Source organism: Citrobacter sp. CK202, from assembly GCF_030333225.1.
Taxonomy (GTDB): Bacteria; Pseudomonadota; Gammaproteobacteria; order Enterobacterales; family Enterobacteriaceae; genus Citrobacter_B; species Citrobacter_B koseri.
In genome coordinates this window covers 300621-316175 of the sequence record NZ_JAOWGI010000029.1, presented here as the reverse complement: position 1 = coordinate 316175, position 15555 = coordinate 300621, and the positions used below count along the sequence as shown (strand labels likewise).

Here is a 15555-nt window from a genome sequence, read left to right as displayed (position 1 = left end):
GTTAATCTCTGTCCAGACGACCTACGAGAGACAGTTCAAAACTGGCACCCATATATTTGAAATGCGGACGCACGGAGAGCGACACCTGGTACCAACCCGGTTCCCCCTCCACATCCAGCACTTCAATTTTGGCCTGACGCAGCGGTTTACGGCTGCGCACCTCAGCAGGCGGATTTTCCTGATCGGCCACATACTGGCGGATCCAGGTATTCAACTCACGTTCCAGATCGCCACGCTCTTTCCACGAACCAACCTGTTCGCGCTGCAAAACTTTGATGTAGTGTGCCAGACGGCTGATGATGAAGAGGTAAGGTAGTTGGGTACCCAGCTTATAGTTAGTCTCTGCCTCTTTACCCTCCGGGGTATTGGGAAAGACTTTTGGCTTCTGTACTGAATTTGCAGAGAAAAAGGCCGCGTTATCACTGCCCTTACGCATTGTCAGGGTAATAAATCCCTCTTCCGCCAGCTCAAATTCACGACGGTCAGTGATTAGTACCTCGGTAGGGATTTTAGCCTGCAACTGCCCCATCGCTTCATATAGATGGACAGGCAGATCTTTTACCGCCCCGCCGTTTTGCGGACCGATGATGTTCGGGCACCAGCGGTATTGCCTGAAACTCTCAACCATATTAGCGGCCAGCAGAAATGCCGTGTTACCCCAGAGGTAATCATCATGACTGTGGCTGACATTTTCCCGGTAGTTAAAACTTTTCACCGGATTATCACCCGGTGCATATGGCTGACGCAGTAGGAATCGAGGAGAAGTCAGGCCAAGATAGCGCGAATCTTCGGATTCACGCAGCGAACGCCATTTGGTATAAGCTGGGCCTTCGAAAATCGCCCCAACATCCTTGATGCCCGGCAGCTCAGTCCAGGATTCCAGCCCCAGGAACTCCGGCGCAACGGAGGACAGGAATGGTGCGTGCGCCATCGCACTGACTGCACTGACGTATTTCAGCAGCTTGAGATCCGCCGCCGTGTTTTTAAACGCATAGTTACCGATAACTGCCGCAACCGGCTCGCCACCAAACTGACCGTAACCGCTGGAGTAAACATGCTTATAGAAACCGGACTGAGTGATTTCCGGAGCAAACTCAAAATTATCCAGCAGCTCTTCTTTGGTGGCATGCAGCAGGTAGATCTTGATGTTTTCGCGTGGATCGGTACGCTCCACCAGTAATTTAAGGGAACGCAGTAGCGCTTCCAGTTCCTGGATCACCGGCTCATGAAGGATCAAATCCATCTGACGGCCTGTGCGATCATCAATATCTGCAATCATGGCGTTAACCGCCAAAATATCGACTGACTCCGCTTCATTCTGCAACAGCGCGGCAATAAACGCCGTCACACCCTGGCGGGCAATATCATAACTTTCAGATTCGGGCTGAAAACGGCTCTGCGCCATAATGTTATCCAGCAACGACGTAGCAGTTACCGGAGCAGCACTGACGGGAGTGACTTCTTCCTGTAGAGACATAGTGAAATCCTTATGCAGAGTTATTTCTGGCTGGCAAGCCCCAGTTCCTGAATTAGCTGTTCGCGAGTTTCCTCGTTATCCAGTAACGCCTGTAGCTGAGCGCGGAAAGCGGGGATATTGCCCATCGGCCCCTTCAGGGCAACCAGTGCTTCACGTAACTCCAGCATTTTTTTCAGTTCCGGCACCTGACTGGCAATACTGTCCGGCGAGAGATCGGCCATCGAATTCACTTTCAGACTGATATCCATTCGTGCATCAGCCCTACCGCTGAGCACCGATGGTACGGAAACATGTCGTTCAATACCGGACTGGGCAAGCACCGCATTTAAGGTATTTCTGTCAACAGAAACCGGCTGTCGTTCATCCAGCGGCGTGTCGTCTGGTTTTCCCAGCAAGTCACCAGTCACCAGTCACCAGCAAATTAAGTGGAAGCTCAATTTCCGCCGTCTGGTTACCTGATTTTGGTACATAGCGAATATTAATACGCTCTTTAGGAGCTATACTGCCATCTTTACTATTACTCATAAAATATTCCGCCAGATTATGTTTTACATATCATATTTGAGTCACAAAAGATCTTCCTTACCTTATTAAGGAAATACTCAAAAACCCTGCCTTTGTGGTAAAAAAATATGATGCAGAATTAACAACAAGGCGTATGATACGCCAGAGAATGAATTTTAAAACCATTTTATGGAAAAAATAAAGGGATATATTCGTTTGTGACACCTTGCACAGAAATTATCTTTCTCTACATGATACCCATAAATAACACATAGTGCATTTAATAACAGCAAGTAAGCGAATCACTTAATAAACAACAAGATACAAAGAGCCATAAGGTTATTTCATTCATGATAAAAATAAATACATAAAATTAATTTTACTAAAATCAAAAGTAAGCACAGATAAAGTAAACATCATTCAAAGAGGAGTAAATAATATTTATTCTTGATACACCAACGTTCAAATAAATAATAAAAACGCTCACAGCAAGTGATGGATTAGCTTGCTATGAATATGGATAACCCCTCGGTTCATTACTATCTGATGATTCGGGGAAATAGCAACAAAATGTTCACGGATACACAAAAGGAGCTACAAAGATGCCAACTCCATGTTACATCTCAATTAAAGGACAAACCCAGGGACTGATCACCGATCGTGCGTTTACCGCTGAATCTGTCGGTAACATTTACGTCCAGGGTCACGAAGACGAAATGCTGGTACAGGAATTCAGCCATAACGTTACCGTCCCGACCGATCCACAATCAGGTCAACCAAGCGGCCAGCGTTCTCATAAGCCGTTTATCTTCACCGTTGCGCTGAACAAAGCGGTTCCACTGCTGTACAACGCACTGGCTTCCGGTGAAATGCTGCCGACGACAGAACTACACTGGTATCGCACTTCTGTGGAAGGTAAACAGGAGCACTTCTTCACCACCCGTCTGACCGACTCCACCATTGTCGATATCGACTGCACTATGCCGCACTGCCAGGACGACACCAAACGTGAGTTCACGCAACTGGTTAAAGTTTCTCTGGCTTACCGCAAAATTGAGTGGGAACACGTTTCTGCCGGTACTTCAGGCGCTGATGACTGGCGTGCGCCGCTGGAAGCTTAAGTCTTAACCTACAGCACTCTTGCTAAAGGCAGAGTGCTGTTTCGATTTCGTCCAAATATAAAAAACAGTGTCGGTACAAAATTACCTTTTGCAAACGAGAGATGGCGGATGCCGGAGACTTCGGCGGTAGCGTGCAAAAAAACAAGCGTAACGTTGTACGGTCATTGCAACTAATTCAGTTAGTGAATTGATAATGTGAGGGCAAGGTGTCTCATTTATTTTATCCTGAAGGTAATGATTTACCTGGCTATGAGTGGTCACGCCTACTGGGTCAAACTCAGGGAACGGATTTTAATTTCGCCGCACTGGCTGATGCTCTTGATTGTCAGCGTGATTTTTATGGTGCAGGTATTATATACAATGACGGTTATCGCTCATTTTTAGTTCGCCCCTCAAAACGTTCCCCCACTCCGGGCCTGAATCAAATAACCCATGTCATTGTGACTCAAACCACGCAATTATCTCGTGAAGGGATGGAGAAAAGTGTCAAAGAAGCCGTAAAAGATCCATCAATTGGAATAGAAATTGCGTCAACGGCACTATCCTGCGGAGCCTGTATACTCACGGCTGTTGCATGTGCTGCGTCTATGACCGCCGTACCGCTTACTGGCGGTATGAGTACACCTCTGGCAGTATTCGCGACTGCCGGAACGATTGCTACAGCAGTACAGTGTGCTAATGGCCTATGGCGTTTGTATGATATAGGACTTAACGATGCCCAAAATGTTGACTGGATTGATCAGCAGGGATGGTACACGGCCACCTCCACTGCACTTGATTTAATTTCACTGGTCTCGCTTGCCGGTCCACTAAAAGAAGTGATCATGACATACAAGGTGATGAAATCGACCTCTTCAATGAAAGTGATCGACTGGTTAAAACGTTACCCCAGAATGGAGCGAGTTCGTCTGACTGAAGCTATCATAAAACAACTTAACCCAGGGATATCTAACAAAACGATGAAAGCGATGATCCGCGCAGGAAAATATCCCAGACGATATCCTACAGAAGGACTTCACAGAGAGTTAATAAAACAACTCATCAGCGCGATGACCAGCACAATGGCGGTTTCTGGAAGTGCGGTCAGTGGTGTTATACATTCACCGGAAAGTATCAGCACCTCCGGTGAATATGTTTTTGGGTTATTACAGTCTGTGGACACTATTAATTAAATGAATATAACGAGAGTATTATTGGGTGCACAGTTCCTGCGATTAATTCATGAAGGAAAACAAACTGACTGCTTGATCAAAAATGGAGGGGCGGCTTTACTCAAACAATCTACCCCGGAGCAGGAAAATGCACTCAATCTTCAATGGTTCAGACTTTCAAGCCCCAACCCTATTTCAATTGGGGTTATCGTTATGTTATTAGTAGCCTCCATCGCATGGGAATGGACGCCTATAATATATTTCTTCAACCTTCCTGTTGATACAAGCACGATATTATGTCTATCTATTATGCCTATTGCTGGTGTATACTCCGCTTTTATACCCTATGGATTAGGACGAGGTTATACCAGTGGATTAACCCTCATACGCCATTTTTATTTTTTTAATATATTATTAACATCAATCACCTTTATCCTAACACTCGTACAACCAGTAGAGTTTTATGAATTTATGAGGAAATTGAGTTTCTTCTCATTACAATTACTGATCCTTTATTTGTCTCGATACACTATAAATAGCAAATCATTTTATAGAATAATTTCATTTCTTCGCACTTTACGTCTGATTCTGGAAGCTAAAAAAGAAAGAGAAATGCTGCAAAAAAAATAGTAAATAATTCTCCTCGCATAGTGCTCTATTCTTATGATCATTCATCGCGCCCATATTAAGCATTCCTTAATTCAGGTATTACAACGTCTACATCAAGTAACTTATCAACAACATGAGTATTTTTTCGTCCTCAGGGAGATTATATGTCATTAAAAGGACTGCGCTTTACGTTAAATGTTGATGGTCAGGCAGAGACAGCGCTGGCCGTGGTAGATTTTACTCTTTACCAGCAATACTCTGGTCCATTTGTGATGGAGGTAAATGTTTCCAGTACTCAATTCACTCTAGTGGCTTCGGATTTTCTGGAAAAAAATGTCGTTCTGACTATCTGGCAAGGTAATACTCCACAACGCTATATCAACGGCATTGTCACTGCAATGGTCCAGGGAAATAACAACGGATGGCAGACAAATTATCATCTGACCATTTCCCCTCCACTTTGGCGCTGTGGTTTGCGCAAGAACTTTCGTATTTTCCAGCAACAGGACATCCAAAGCATCTCTGATATTCTACTGAGAGAAAATGGTGTAACAGAATGGAAGTCCCACTTTTATGAAAACCACCCGCCACGTGAATTCTGCGTACAGTACGATGAGTCAGATCTCGCTTTTCTGACACGATTGTGGTCTGAAGAGGGAATCTTCTTTTTTGAAAAACTGTCCCCAGACGCTAATGGGCCGCAGCAGACGCTGACTCTATGCGACAATGTTGCTGGATTGCACACCATACCCACTCCAATCCTATTTAACCCAAACGCAACAACGGAAGTCACCCCTAAATCCATTAGTTTGTTCCGCTATGAAGCTACTGTCACACACTCTTCAGTGCAGAGTCAGGACTACACCTTTAAAGTTCCTGGCTGGCCGGGACTCTATACTCATAAAGCTGGCAATCTTAACGGCCAGCGGTCACAGTACGAAATTTTTGATTATCCGGGCCGTTTTAAAGATGAACAACACGGTCAGAATTTCACCCGCTACAAAATAGATGGCTGGCGCAGCAGTGCCGAAACGGCCACTTGTGCCAGTAATTCCCCCAAACTATGGCCTGGTACACGTTTTACCCTGTCAGGACACCCAACAGCCGACCTTAACCGAGAGTGGCAGGTGGTGAGTAGTACGCTGACGGGGATACAACCTCAGGCACAGCACGGTAGTCAAGGACAGGGAACCTCATTCACCAACGATTTTACTGTAATACCAGCGGATCGAACCTGGCGTTCGCAACCATCACCTAAGCCCAAAGTTGATGGACCACAAAGCGCTATCGTAACCGGCCCCGACGGAGAAGAAATTTTCTGCGACGAGCATGGTCGGGTTCGTGTGAAATTTCACTGGGACAGAAACAGCCCCAAAAGCAGTGAAGACAGCTCCTGCTGGATACGAGTATCGCAGGCATGGGCGGGTTCAGGATTTGGCAATCTTGCTATTCCTCGTGTGGGCCAGGAAGTGATAGTGGATTTCCTCAACGGCGATCCGGATCAGCCAATCATCATGGGACGCACCTATCACCAGGACAATCGTTCTCCTGGCGACCTTCCAGGCACAAAAACGCAAATGACCATTCGCTCTAAAACTTACAAAGGCGAGGGGTTCAATGAACTGCGTTTTGAAGATGCCACTGCAAAAGAGCAAATCTATATGCATGCCCAGAAGGACATGCAAACAGAGGTGCTGAATGACAAAACTACCACAGTAAACCACGACCATAACGAAACGGTGAAGAACAACCAGACGATCACTGTGGGTGTCGGGCAGACCATTAACGTTGGTAGCAAGAAAGAAGATGGACATGACCAAAAAGTCACAGTCGCCAATGATCAGACCATCACCGTACAAAATAATCAGAAGCTGGAAGTCACAAAGGATCGAGAGAAAAACGTCGGAGGCAACCAGACGGTCACCATCACGGGTAAAGATACGGAAACGGTGACAGAAGATCAGAATGTAACCGTCAAGAAAAGCTACACACTCAATGTCACTGACGATACAAAAATCATTTCGGGTAAATCCATTGAACTCATCTGCGGCCCCTGCTCCATCAAAATGGAGCAAAGCGGGACCATCACCATTTCCGGTCTGAAGTTTAACTTTACCGCCAATGGTCCGGTGGAAATCAAGGGCGAAGATGTGGACATCAACTGAGGAAACGCAAATGGAATTTCGTAATCTCACGCCATTCTCAGTGATGGAGTACGCGATGGACGATAAACAGGATGAACGGCATCGGGTGGTTGCCATGAAAACCGGTTTTCGTCTGCTACAGGACGCCGATGGTCAGTGGCTGGCGCAACTGATGGAGAACCCGCCGCTGCCGTTGTGTATGGAGGACGAATTCTCAGGGGAAATGAACCGCTCCCCGGTACAGCGCGAAAGCGACCTCGCCCCCCTGAAACCCGCCTGCGATATTATCATCAACGGAACAGCTCACACACCAGGCGACACTGCCATGCCGGAAATGACCGCAGGCGTGTTGATGCGCACCCCTTCCGGTGACGTGGTACTGAATAAGAAACTGCGGATAACCGGTCAGCGTTTTTACCGGCGTCAGGCGTTAACCGGGCAATGGTACGAAACTGAGCCTGAACCGTTTACCACCCTGCCTCTGGATTATCGTTACGCTTTTGGCGGCGAGTGCCGGGTGGAAGCAGACAGTGATAATGCGAAACATATCCCCGATGCGTTCCGTCTGACTGACGCGCAGCGCAGTGAGCATCCTGATAAAGATAATCCACCTCTGGCGCATACAGTCTGTCCGGTCAATCCACTCGGTCTGGGCTATACGCAACCCTGGTATCTCCAGACCTGCAAAATACAGCAGCTCGAAGCCCCCCGAATTATCGCCGTGGACAGCCCGTTCACCCTACAGCATTTTACAGACACCCTTGACGGCAACGCGGACTGGTTTGCTCCGGCATATCAGCCAGCCGGTTTTGGCTGTATCACCCGAACCTGGCTGCCGCGCCTGCCGCTGGCAGGAACCTATGACCAGGAATGGCTGGAAACACAGCATCCTGATCTGCCGGATGACTTTGACTTCGGTTACTGGAACTGCGCCCCACATGACCAGCAAATCCTGTATCCCGAACCGGGGCCGGAGTTTGTACTGAGTGGTTTTCGCCCGGATGGTGATATCCATTTCACCCTGCCAGCACATCAGGGACGCATTCTGTTGAGAGTCCCGACCGGGCAGCGCGTACCCCTGCCGATGTGGCTGGACACGCTGGAAATTGATACTGATGCCCTGACCGTGGCACTGACCTGGCGCTTCCTGCTGCCGGGCAGCACACCAGTAAGGGTCATGGAAGCACGTTACAGAACCAGGAGTGCCCAGGATGGCAGATAATTTTACCGCTCGCCAGAACGGGCAATGGAAAGTCGTCAGTACCAAACCCGATGTCTGTAAAACCCCCCGCGGTGATTCCACGCCCCCCGTCCCCTATCCTGTGACAGCAAATATGGGTGCCGCAGTGATGGTCGTGTCGTCGGTGAAACTTAACGGTTGCCCGGCAGTGGTGCTGGATCAGAGTAAAATTCCGCAGACCATCGGCGATACACCAGGTGCAGCAAAAGGTGTCAGCAGCGGCACAGTCGGTGATGTGTGTGAACCTCTGGATCACAGTCAGACGGTGCGCTTTGGCGGTAAACCCATGTTGCGACACAATGATGAGTTCTGGATGAACAGCCGGAACACCGTCGGTCTGATTGTAGGTATGCCTCCTGTCGCAGGAGTGTCGGCTGATGACGCTGACCCAGATGATGAGCCTGAAACCGAAGAAGAAGAGAAAGAAGGTGGTGGCTGGCTTGATGCATTGCAGACCGGGTTAGATGTTGCCGGATTTATACCCGGATTCGGTTTTTTTGCTGACCTGGCCAATGCGGGCATCAGCGCGGCTCGGGGAAATTATGCTGAAGCCGCCATGTCGCTGGCGGCCTCCATACCGGGGATCGGTGATGCAGCCGCCGCCGGGAAAATGCTGCTGAAAGGGAAGAAAGCGGCAAAAGCAGCAAAACTGGCCGCCGAGAAAGCCGCAAAGAAAAAGGCAGAAATGGAAGCCGCAAAACGGGCACGTGCGCTGAGAAAAGCCCAGAAGAAAGCCGCAGCCAAAAAGAAAGGCGGCAAAATTAAAGGGAAAAACAAGAAAAACGGTGGCAAAGGAAAAGGTGCGGAAGGAAAAAAATGTACTAAACCCGGTGAACCCATTGATGCCGGAACCGGCGATTTTCTTCAGGAACTGAGCGTTCTCAACCTCCCTGGCACCCTGCCCCTGACCCTCTCCCGTTTCTACCGTTCACAAGCAAAAAGTGGCGGTATCTTTGGCCCGAAATGGACGGATGACTGGTCTGTCTCTCTGACAGTACATGATGATAATTTGCACTTCACCGACCATGAAGGCGTGGTTCTCTATTACCCCATCCCGCAGGACGGTATTTTTCATGATACCGTCAACTCCCGCCAGGCACATTACCGACTGGAAGGCGACATGCGTGAAGAACTTACCCTTTTCGACCGCCGCTCGCAGCAGACGCAGATATTTTCCCCGGCAGGCCACGGCATTTATCTGCTCTCTGCCGTTCATGACCACTACAACAACCGGATTGATTTTATTCGCACAGATGGCGTGCTGACGGAAATCCGGCACAGCGACGGTTACACGCTTGCACTCGATTGGCAGCAACAGCGGCTAATGAGCATTGACCTGACCACCCCACAAAAACAACGCCTCGTTACCTGCCATTATGACAACAACGGCTTCCTGGTGGAATGCAACACCTTTCAGTTTACCCATTTGCGGTATGAATATACTGCCGAAGGGTTTATGACCCGCTGGCAGGATACGGACAAAACCTGCGTGGATATCTGTTATGACATGCGGGGCCGGGTTATCAGTACACTATCAACGGAAGGTTATTACGACGACCGCTTTATCTATAATGATGAAGAACACTGTACCACCTACATTGACGCCGAAGGCGGGGAAACCCACTACTGGTATAACGAAGATGGCCTGGTCACTCGTAGCCTCGACCCGCTGGGCCGGGAAGAAACCACCGTCTGGGAGAACACGCAGCTTCAGTCCCGGACTGATGCACTGGGGCGTACCACGGAATACCAGTACAACGACGAAGGCGATATCCGCCAGGTTTCCCTGCCGGGCGGCTACAGTCTGTATTACGACTATAACGAACACGGTCAGCTCACCCGGCTAACCGCACCGGGCAATCAGGTCTGGCAGTGGGCTTATGACGAGAAAGGCAATATCGTCAGCCTGACCGACCCGCAGGGACGTCAGCAGCAGTTCAGCTACAATGAACAGGGCAATTTACTCCAGCAGATTATGCCAGGCGGTGCCACCTGGCAGTGGAACTACGATACCCTGCATCAGCTCAGGGAGACCACCACACCAGACGGAGGGGTGACGCAGACGGAGCTGGATATTCTGGGCCGACTGCTGAGCGTTAAAGACCCGCTGGGCTTCACCACACAGTTCCGCCACAGTAAAAACCATGCCGGGCCAGAAGGCAGCGTGGAAGAGATTAACCGCCCGGACGGCGTACGGGAGCTGATGCGCCAGAACAGCGAAAAGCTGCCGGAAAGTTTCACCGATGGCGAAGGAAAAACCACCCGCTATGAGTACGGCGCATTTGACCTGCTGACTGCAATCGTCCGCCCGGATGGCGAACGACTGGAATGCCGCTACGACAAACTCACCCGCCTGACTGAAATCACCAACGCCGAAGGGGGGCATTACCGCCTGGCGTATGACAAAGCCGGGCAGCTTATCGCCGAAACCGACTTTACCGGGCGCACACTGACCTACGCATACGATGCTGTCGGGCGCTGCATCCGTACCACCTTCCCTGACGATACACACCTCAACCGGCGCTATAACGTGACCGACCAGATAACGGATGAGGTGGTGACACAGGGTGACAGCGAACGGACACTGAGTACCACCACTTTTCGCTATGATTCCCTCTGCCGACTGGTGGAAGCAAAAAATGATGATGCCACCGTCACGTATGAATACGATGACGCCAGCCGGATAACTGCCGAAACCCTTAACGGCAGACGAGCAGAGTTCTTATGGGAATATGAGCGCGACCATATAACGCAGCGTTTCAGTTCAGGCATTAGAGAGTATTTCACATTTGGGGTGATGGGAGAATTGGCGCAGTGGCAGATAACCGACCATGCCCCGCTGACATTTGAACATGACCTGTGCGGACAGGAGATATCCCGGCAGAGTAAAGCCGGGTTCAGCCTCCGACAGGGCTACACCCCCACCGGAATATTGACAGAACAGCAGACCGGTGACCCAACAGAACTGAATCCACATTACAGACGAAACAATACTCTGCACCGTCAATGGCTGTACGACAAAGCCTACAACCTGACAATGATTGCCGATTCCCACCGGGGGACGATGGTTAACAGCCTGACGGAGAATGACCAGGTCAGCCATGCCACCTGGACCGGCAGCAGCAATATCCCCATGCGGGAAGAACGCTTCTCCTACGACAAAAGCCTCAACATCTCCCGTTGCCAGACCTGGATGAATGAGGTGATGGAGAGTGAGGCACACCAGCGCCAACTGCATGGCAGGGTGACATCACGGGAGTACAAAGAGTGGCGACATTCAACTTCCCGTATTAACCCGGACTGTGGGATGCCGGAAGAAGGCAAATTTGTCAAAGTCATCCGGGATGAGCAGACCACCTGGAAATACGATATTAATGGTCGTCTGGTGGAGAAACTGGTGGATCAAGGCGGCTACCGCCCTCTTCACTGGCGCTACCGCTGGGATTCACGGAGTCAGTTGACCGGGCTGGAGACACCGGAAGGCGAGCGCTGGGAATATAAATATGACCCGTTCGGCAGGCGAATCAGCAAGCGCTGTACCAACCGGGACAAACCCGGTATGTATTTTCACTGGAACGTCGACCGGTTGACCGAAGAAATCCCGGTTAACGCTGATGGCACACCGGATGACGAAAACGCGATTCGGTGGATATACGAGCCGGGGAGCTTTACGCCGCTGGCGCGTTATGAGAAAGGGCAACTGCACTATGCCATCACAGATACGGTTGGCCGCATTCAGGAGCTGCTGACCGAAGATGGCACCATTGTCTGGCGCGGTAAGCAACAACTCTGGGGCCGGGAAGAAAGTGCGAACGACGATAACCACCCATGCAGACTGCGCTTTCCGGGGCAGTATGAGGATGCGGAGTCAGGGCTGTACTATAACCGGTTCAGGTACTATGATTGCGAGACAGGGCAGTACATTTGTGCAGACCCGATAGAGCTGAGGGGGGGAATAAACCTCTATAGTTACGCTCCGAATCCTCTCTCATGGATAGATCCGCTGGGATTAAGTTGTAAGACTGTCAAAGCTAAAAGTCGAAATGATGCTTTGAGACAAGCTCAGCAGCATGCTCAAGTACCACGAATTTCGCGGGGTGGTGAAAATATTGGTCTGGATGATTTAAATTTAACCAGTCGTGGAAATAATTGGGGTAAAATGAAAGCCAATGGTGGGCAATCATTAGGTCGGCGTAATCCCAATGGGAAAAATCAATGGTTTGAACACCCCGACGGTCATCCTGATGCTGGACAAGCTGGTATTCCTGAGCATCATTCTGGTGGTCATATACATGCGATAGATCCTAAAGGTAATGAGGTGATTTTTACATGGTAAATAATATGCCTGAAAGATTAATTAAATTCCCCATTTCCGAATGGATGGTTCAATCAGGTCGTTTCAAAACTGATTTACCATCGGTAGCTTATTGTATTTGCTACCAATACAATATAGATAGTAATGGATATGGTCCTTATGGTTTTTTAACGGAAAGATCGGATAGGTTATTGTCAATTTTATTTACTAATCTTATGTTTTTTAGTAAAGAGGGCAAAACGCTTGATGCTTGCTCAACCCTAAGTAAGAATGGGGTTTATTTTTATGGTAACAATAATGATCGAATGAATAAACAGTTAGTGGAGTATCGCAAGGTGCTTCTGAAAAATAAGCTAAGAACTAACAAAGGATTATTAGAAGAAACCTGTCCTGAAAAACCTATATTACTTAATCTCTATAATGATTATGGTGGAATTGAAGTAAGTGTAATAAATTCTTTAATAGAAGAAGGTTATCACTTTCTATTTGATTGTTTTTTTACTCCAGTAGCCGGGAAAAGTATAATTGTTTTTGATTGTAATATATGGGATAGAGCCATTGAATATTGCAAAAACAATGGAATTGATTTTCAAGAGGTTGACTCAGTTGATAATTTGAAAGAATGGTAAGATTGTTTTTGTAAGTTAGCTAACTGATTGATAAAAGAACCGGGAAGAAATTAAATCTTCCCGGCTTTTTTATTATTTAGCCTCGTTCAGCATACTAAACATCCCTTTCTGCATTCCCTTAACCGTCTGTTTAGCCTGATAAAGCTGCTCGCGCAGCTCCTGCACCTCGTTGCACTCAGCCATCAGCACAATGCACCCCTCTGAAATCTTCACCGTCACGCCGCGCCCGGTCTCAAATCCCGCCTCTTCCAGCGTTCCCTTTAAGGTGCAGGCTGGGGCTGCGTGTATATCTGGTGGGGACTTTGGTTTTACGGTTGGTGCGGGGGATGCGGCATAACCGACTTTAAGACTGTGCCGGGTTTTGGATGAATATCTATGTATTTAACTTACTGATTTAATAGTACAATAATGAGTGTGCAGATAGCTTAACTGATCAGGGTATGGCGGTAGCGTATGTATTATGACCTGGTAATTTCAGGTCAGTATGACCGAAACTGACGGTATAAACCGGACTTCGGTCAGATTACGCAACTTGACCCGATAGGGCTGGCGGGAGGCATAAACTTATATGCATATGCACCTAATCCGTTAAGCTGGATCGATCCTCTAGGGCTGGAGAAATGTTTACTATCTAAAGCAGACAGAGACAAGATGGGAAGTGCGCCTACCAACATGAATAACCCACATCGGCACCATATTGGTAGAGAGAATGCTCCCAAGAGTTGGTCAAAACAAAATCGTGATTATGTAACTCAGGTACATGATGTTTTGGAGTATTTCGGAATAGATAAAAATAAAGATCTCCGTAATTTTACGTGGGCTACAAATGGTCGTGGAGCACATACGATAAAAGCAGCTAAACATGTTTGGGAAAAAGTGATGGATGCTGCACCAAAGGGTATAAATGCTGTTGAGGCTGCTTTGGATAAGTTAGGTAAGGAGATGAGCCGTGACATATTTTTCTGATATTGATCTTTATCAATTAGTTTATGATGAGAATATCTCCGCATTATCTGATTTTCTTTATAGTCATGATATTTCTATAAATGAAAAATACTTAGGTGATTCTTTATTACACATTGCTGCATCTAAAGGAAAAATTCGTGTTTGTAAATATTTAGTTGATAAAGGAATCAATGTTAATTCTATCGATGACCATTATCTTACACCTTTGGTTGAATCAGCAAGAGAGGGACATCTAGATGTTCTGTGTTTTTTACTCGAAGTCGGAGCTTGGAGCGATGGCGATCCTAGGGGGATTACAACGCCACTAATAGAGGCTTCCTTAGGTGGACATCCAGAGATAGTCAAAATATTACTTAAATATAAAGTTAATATTAACAGGCTGCAAACAAAACTTAATTGCACAGCTCTCGATATTTCAATTGCATATGGGCATGAACATATTGCGTCAATACTGGTCTGTAATGGTGCCAGAAAATTGTTAGAGGTTATTGAATTAAAAAATATAAATGGTAGTGGTATCTTATCACATATCTATGATAATGCAGGTGTTATTATTACAGATGAATATATAAGAGGTAATGTATCAATAAAAACATCTCTAATAGGGAAAAGGAAGCAATATATAAACAATAAAATATTATTTACATTTGGAAGTTTTGTTAAAAAACCATGCAGAGAATTTCTTATCTGCCTCCCATATGGCTGGCCGATAAACGTTCAAATATTTAGTGGGGACTATAGAGAAGCTTTCCCATTAAAGTTTTTATTTTTACTATCTGAATTATATAAGAATGGTATGGATGTTAAAGAAGGCTCTATTTTAGAAAAACAGGATATCATCTGGAGTCAACTGAAATGGCCAGAAAATATTGATGCTTTAGTCGCGGTAGATTATTCGTTTGATCATCAAGAAAAAGAACAAAACCTTGAAGGTGAGACTGTCGATTTGCTATTGTTTATTCCAATTAAATACCCCAAGTCAGGGCGACCAAAAGAAGATAAACTCAATCAATGGATTACTAAACGGCGTATTGCTAAATGGAATAGTGTATCGTTTAAAAATGAGTGGTTGTCCCCAGTATGACGAAATGACATAAGCGAAATAGTCATGTATTCAATCTTGAGATCATCAGACAAACTATCGCCGCTTATATTTGAATATGACCTGTGTGGTCAGGAGGCATCAAGAAAAAGCGAGGCCGGTTTTTACCAGCGGCTGGGTTACACTGCTGACCACGCAGCACGCGGGAAGCCAGGCTGAGCCGGAGGCGAAAAACACAGACCTTAAACCGGAAGATGAAAACGCCATTCGCTGAATTTACGAGCCGGGGAGCTTTACGCCGCTGGCGCGTTATGAGAAAGGGCAACTGCACTATGCCATCACAGATACGGTTGGCCG

General features: G+C 47.4%; 12 protein-coding genes and 3 pseudogenes. 10 read left to right on the top strand and 5 right to left on the bottom strand.

Going from position 1 to position 15555, the window contains the following annotated elements:
• Window position 1: 1 nt before the first annotated feature.
• Window positions 2-1477 carry a type VI secretion system contractile sheath large subunit gene (gene tssC / locus OGX84_RS21255; protein ID WP_153257856.1) on the bottom strand — a complete coding sequence of 492 codons (1476 nt, stop codon included), beginning with the start codon at window positions 1475-1477 and terminating at the stop codon, window positions 2-4.
• Between the two features lie 20 nt (window positions 1478-1497).
• A pseudogene (gene tssB, locus OGX84_RS21250) lies at window positions 1498-2002 on the bottom strand (type VI secretion system contractile sheath small subunit).
• Window positions 2003-2583: 581 nt separating this feature from the next.
• Between tssB and OGX84_RS21245 the strand changes: the two are divergent.
• From OGX84_RS21245 to OGX84_RS21215, 7 genes are all read left to right on the top strand, one after another.
• The gene (locus OGX84_RS21245) at window positions 2584-3102 is read left to right on the top strand and encodes an Hcp family type VI secretion system effector (RefSeq protein WP_020689513.1); all 519 of its coding nucleotides are present in this window, start codon (window positions 2584-2586) and stop codon (window positions 3100-3102) included.
• A 206-nt stretch (window positions 3103-3308) separates the two neighbouring features.
• Window positions 3309-4274 carry an Ssp4 family T6SS effector gene (gene ssp4, locus OGX84_RS21240; RefSeq protein WP_024130945.1) on the top strand — a complete coding sequence of 322 codons (966 nt, stop codon included), beginning with the start codon at window positions 3309-3311 and terminating at the stop codon, window positions 4272-4274.
• 21 nt (window positions 4275-4295) lie between these two features.
• Window positions 4296-4883: a hypothetical protein gene (locus OGX84_RS21235; RefSeq protein ID WP_286458365.1), complete on the top strand. Its 588-nt coding sequence runs from the start codon at window positions 4296-4298 to the stop codon at window positions 4881-4883.
• Between the two features lie 143 nt (window positions 4884-5026).
• The gene (tssI, locus tag OGX84_RS21230; protein ID WP_012135100.1) at window positions 5027-7027 is read left to right on the top strand and encodes a type VI secretion system tip protein TssI/VgrG; all 2001 of its coding nucleotides are present in this window, start codon (window positions 5027-5029) and stop codon (window positions 7025-7027) included.
• Between the two features lie 10 nt (window positions 7028-7037).
• Entirely contained in the window at window positions 7038-8228 is a 1191-nt protein-coding gene (locus tag OGX84_RS21225; protein ID WP_153257858.1) for a DUF2169 family type VI secretion system accessory protein, read from the top strand.
• Window positions 8218-12582: a PAAR-like domain-containing protein gene (locus OGX84_RS21220; protein WP_286458364.1), complete on the top strand. Its 4365-nt coding sequence runs from the start codon at window positions 8218-8220 to the stop codon at window positions 12580-12582. Before OGX84_RS21225 ends, OGX84_RS21220 begins: the two co-directional genes overlap by 11 nt.
• Window positions 12576-13190, top strand: coding sequence for a hypothetical protein (locus tag OGX84_RS21215; RefSeq protein ID WP_047461254.1), 615 nt, complete (start codon window positions 12576-12578; stop codon window positions 13188-13190). Before OGX84_RS21220 ends, OGX84_RS21215 begins: the two co-directional genes overlap by 7 nt.
• A 72-nt stretch (window positions 13191-13262) precedes the next feature.
• On the opposite strand, the gene OGX84_RS21210 is transcribed toward OGX84_RS21215, so the two are convergent.
• Together OGX84_RS21210 and OGX84_RS22780 are read right to left on the bottom strand one after the other, a co-directional pair.
• On the bottom strand, window positions 13263-13403 hold the full coding sequence (locus OGX84_RS21210; RefSeq protein WP_257983259.1) for a hypothetical protein: 141 nt from the start codon (window positions 13401-13403) through the stop codon (window positions 13263-13265).
• A 30-nt stretch (window positions 13404-13433) separates the two neighbouring features.
• Window positions 13434-13571, bottom strand: a pseudogene (locus OGX84_RS22780) (hypothetical protein); the annotation flags it as partial.
• Window positions 13572-13691: 120 nt separating this feature from the next.
• Between OGX84_RS22780 and OGX84_RS21200 the strand changes: the two are divergent.
• The 3 genes and pseudogenes from OGX84_RS21200 to OGX84_RS21190 form a co-directional block, all read left to right on the top strand.
• Window positions 13692-13814, top strand: a pseudogene (locus tag OGX84_RS21200) (RHS repeat domain-containing protein); the annotation flags it as partial.
• Between the two features lie 48 nt (window positions 13815-13862).
• Complete coding sequence (locus OGX84_RS21195; protein WP_233594387.1) at window positions 13863-14156, top strand: hypothetical protein; 294 nt, start codon at window positions 13863-13865, stop codon at window positions 14154-14156.
• Window positions 14140-15240: an ankyrin repeat domain-containing protein gene (locus OGX84_RS21190; protein WP_153257859.1), complete on the top strand. Its 1101-nt coding sequence runs from the start codon at window positions 14140-14142 to the stop codon at window positions 15238-15240. Before OGX84_RS21195 ends, OGX84_RS21190 begins: the two co-directional genes overlap by 17 nt.
• A 64-nt stretch (window positions 15241-15304) precedes the next feature.
• Here the strand turns inward: OGX84_RS21190 and OGX84_RS21185 are convergent.
• Window positions 15305-15555: hypothetical protein (locus OGX84_RS21185; protein ID WP_286450525.1), on the bottom strand; the 251-nt coding region annotated here is incomplete at its 5' end.

Bases quoted from the DNA above. Each gene is read 5' to 3' on its own strand.
- OGX84_RS21220 (WP_286458364.1), top strand. From the start codon at position 8,218: ATGGCAGATAATTTTACCGCTCGCCAGAACGGGCAATGGAAAGTCGTC.
- tssC (WP_153257856.1), bottom strand. From the start codon at position 1,477: ATGTCTCTACAGGAAGAAGTCACTCCCGTCAGTGCTGCTCCGGTAACT.
- OGX84_RS21215 (WP_047461254.1), top strand. From the start codon at position 12,576: ATGGTAAATAATATGCCTGAAAGATTAATTAAATTCCCCATTTCCGAA.
- OGX84_RS21195 (WP_233594387.1), top strand. From the start codon at position 13,863: ATGAATAACCCACATCGGCACCATATTGGTAGAGAGAATGCTCCCAAG.
- tssI (WP_012135100.1), top strand. From the start codon at position 5,027: ATGTCATTAAAAGGACTGCGCTTTACGTTAAATGTTGATGGTCAGGCA.
- OGX84_RS21225 (WP_153257858.1), top strand. From the start codon at position 7,038: ATGGAATTTCGTAATCTCACGCCATTCTCAGTGATGGAGTACGCGATG.
- OGX84_RS21245 (WP_020689513.1), top strand. From the start codon at position 2,584: ATGCCAACTCCATGTTACATCTCAATTAAAGGACAAACCCAGGGACTG.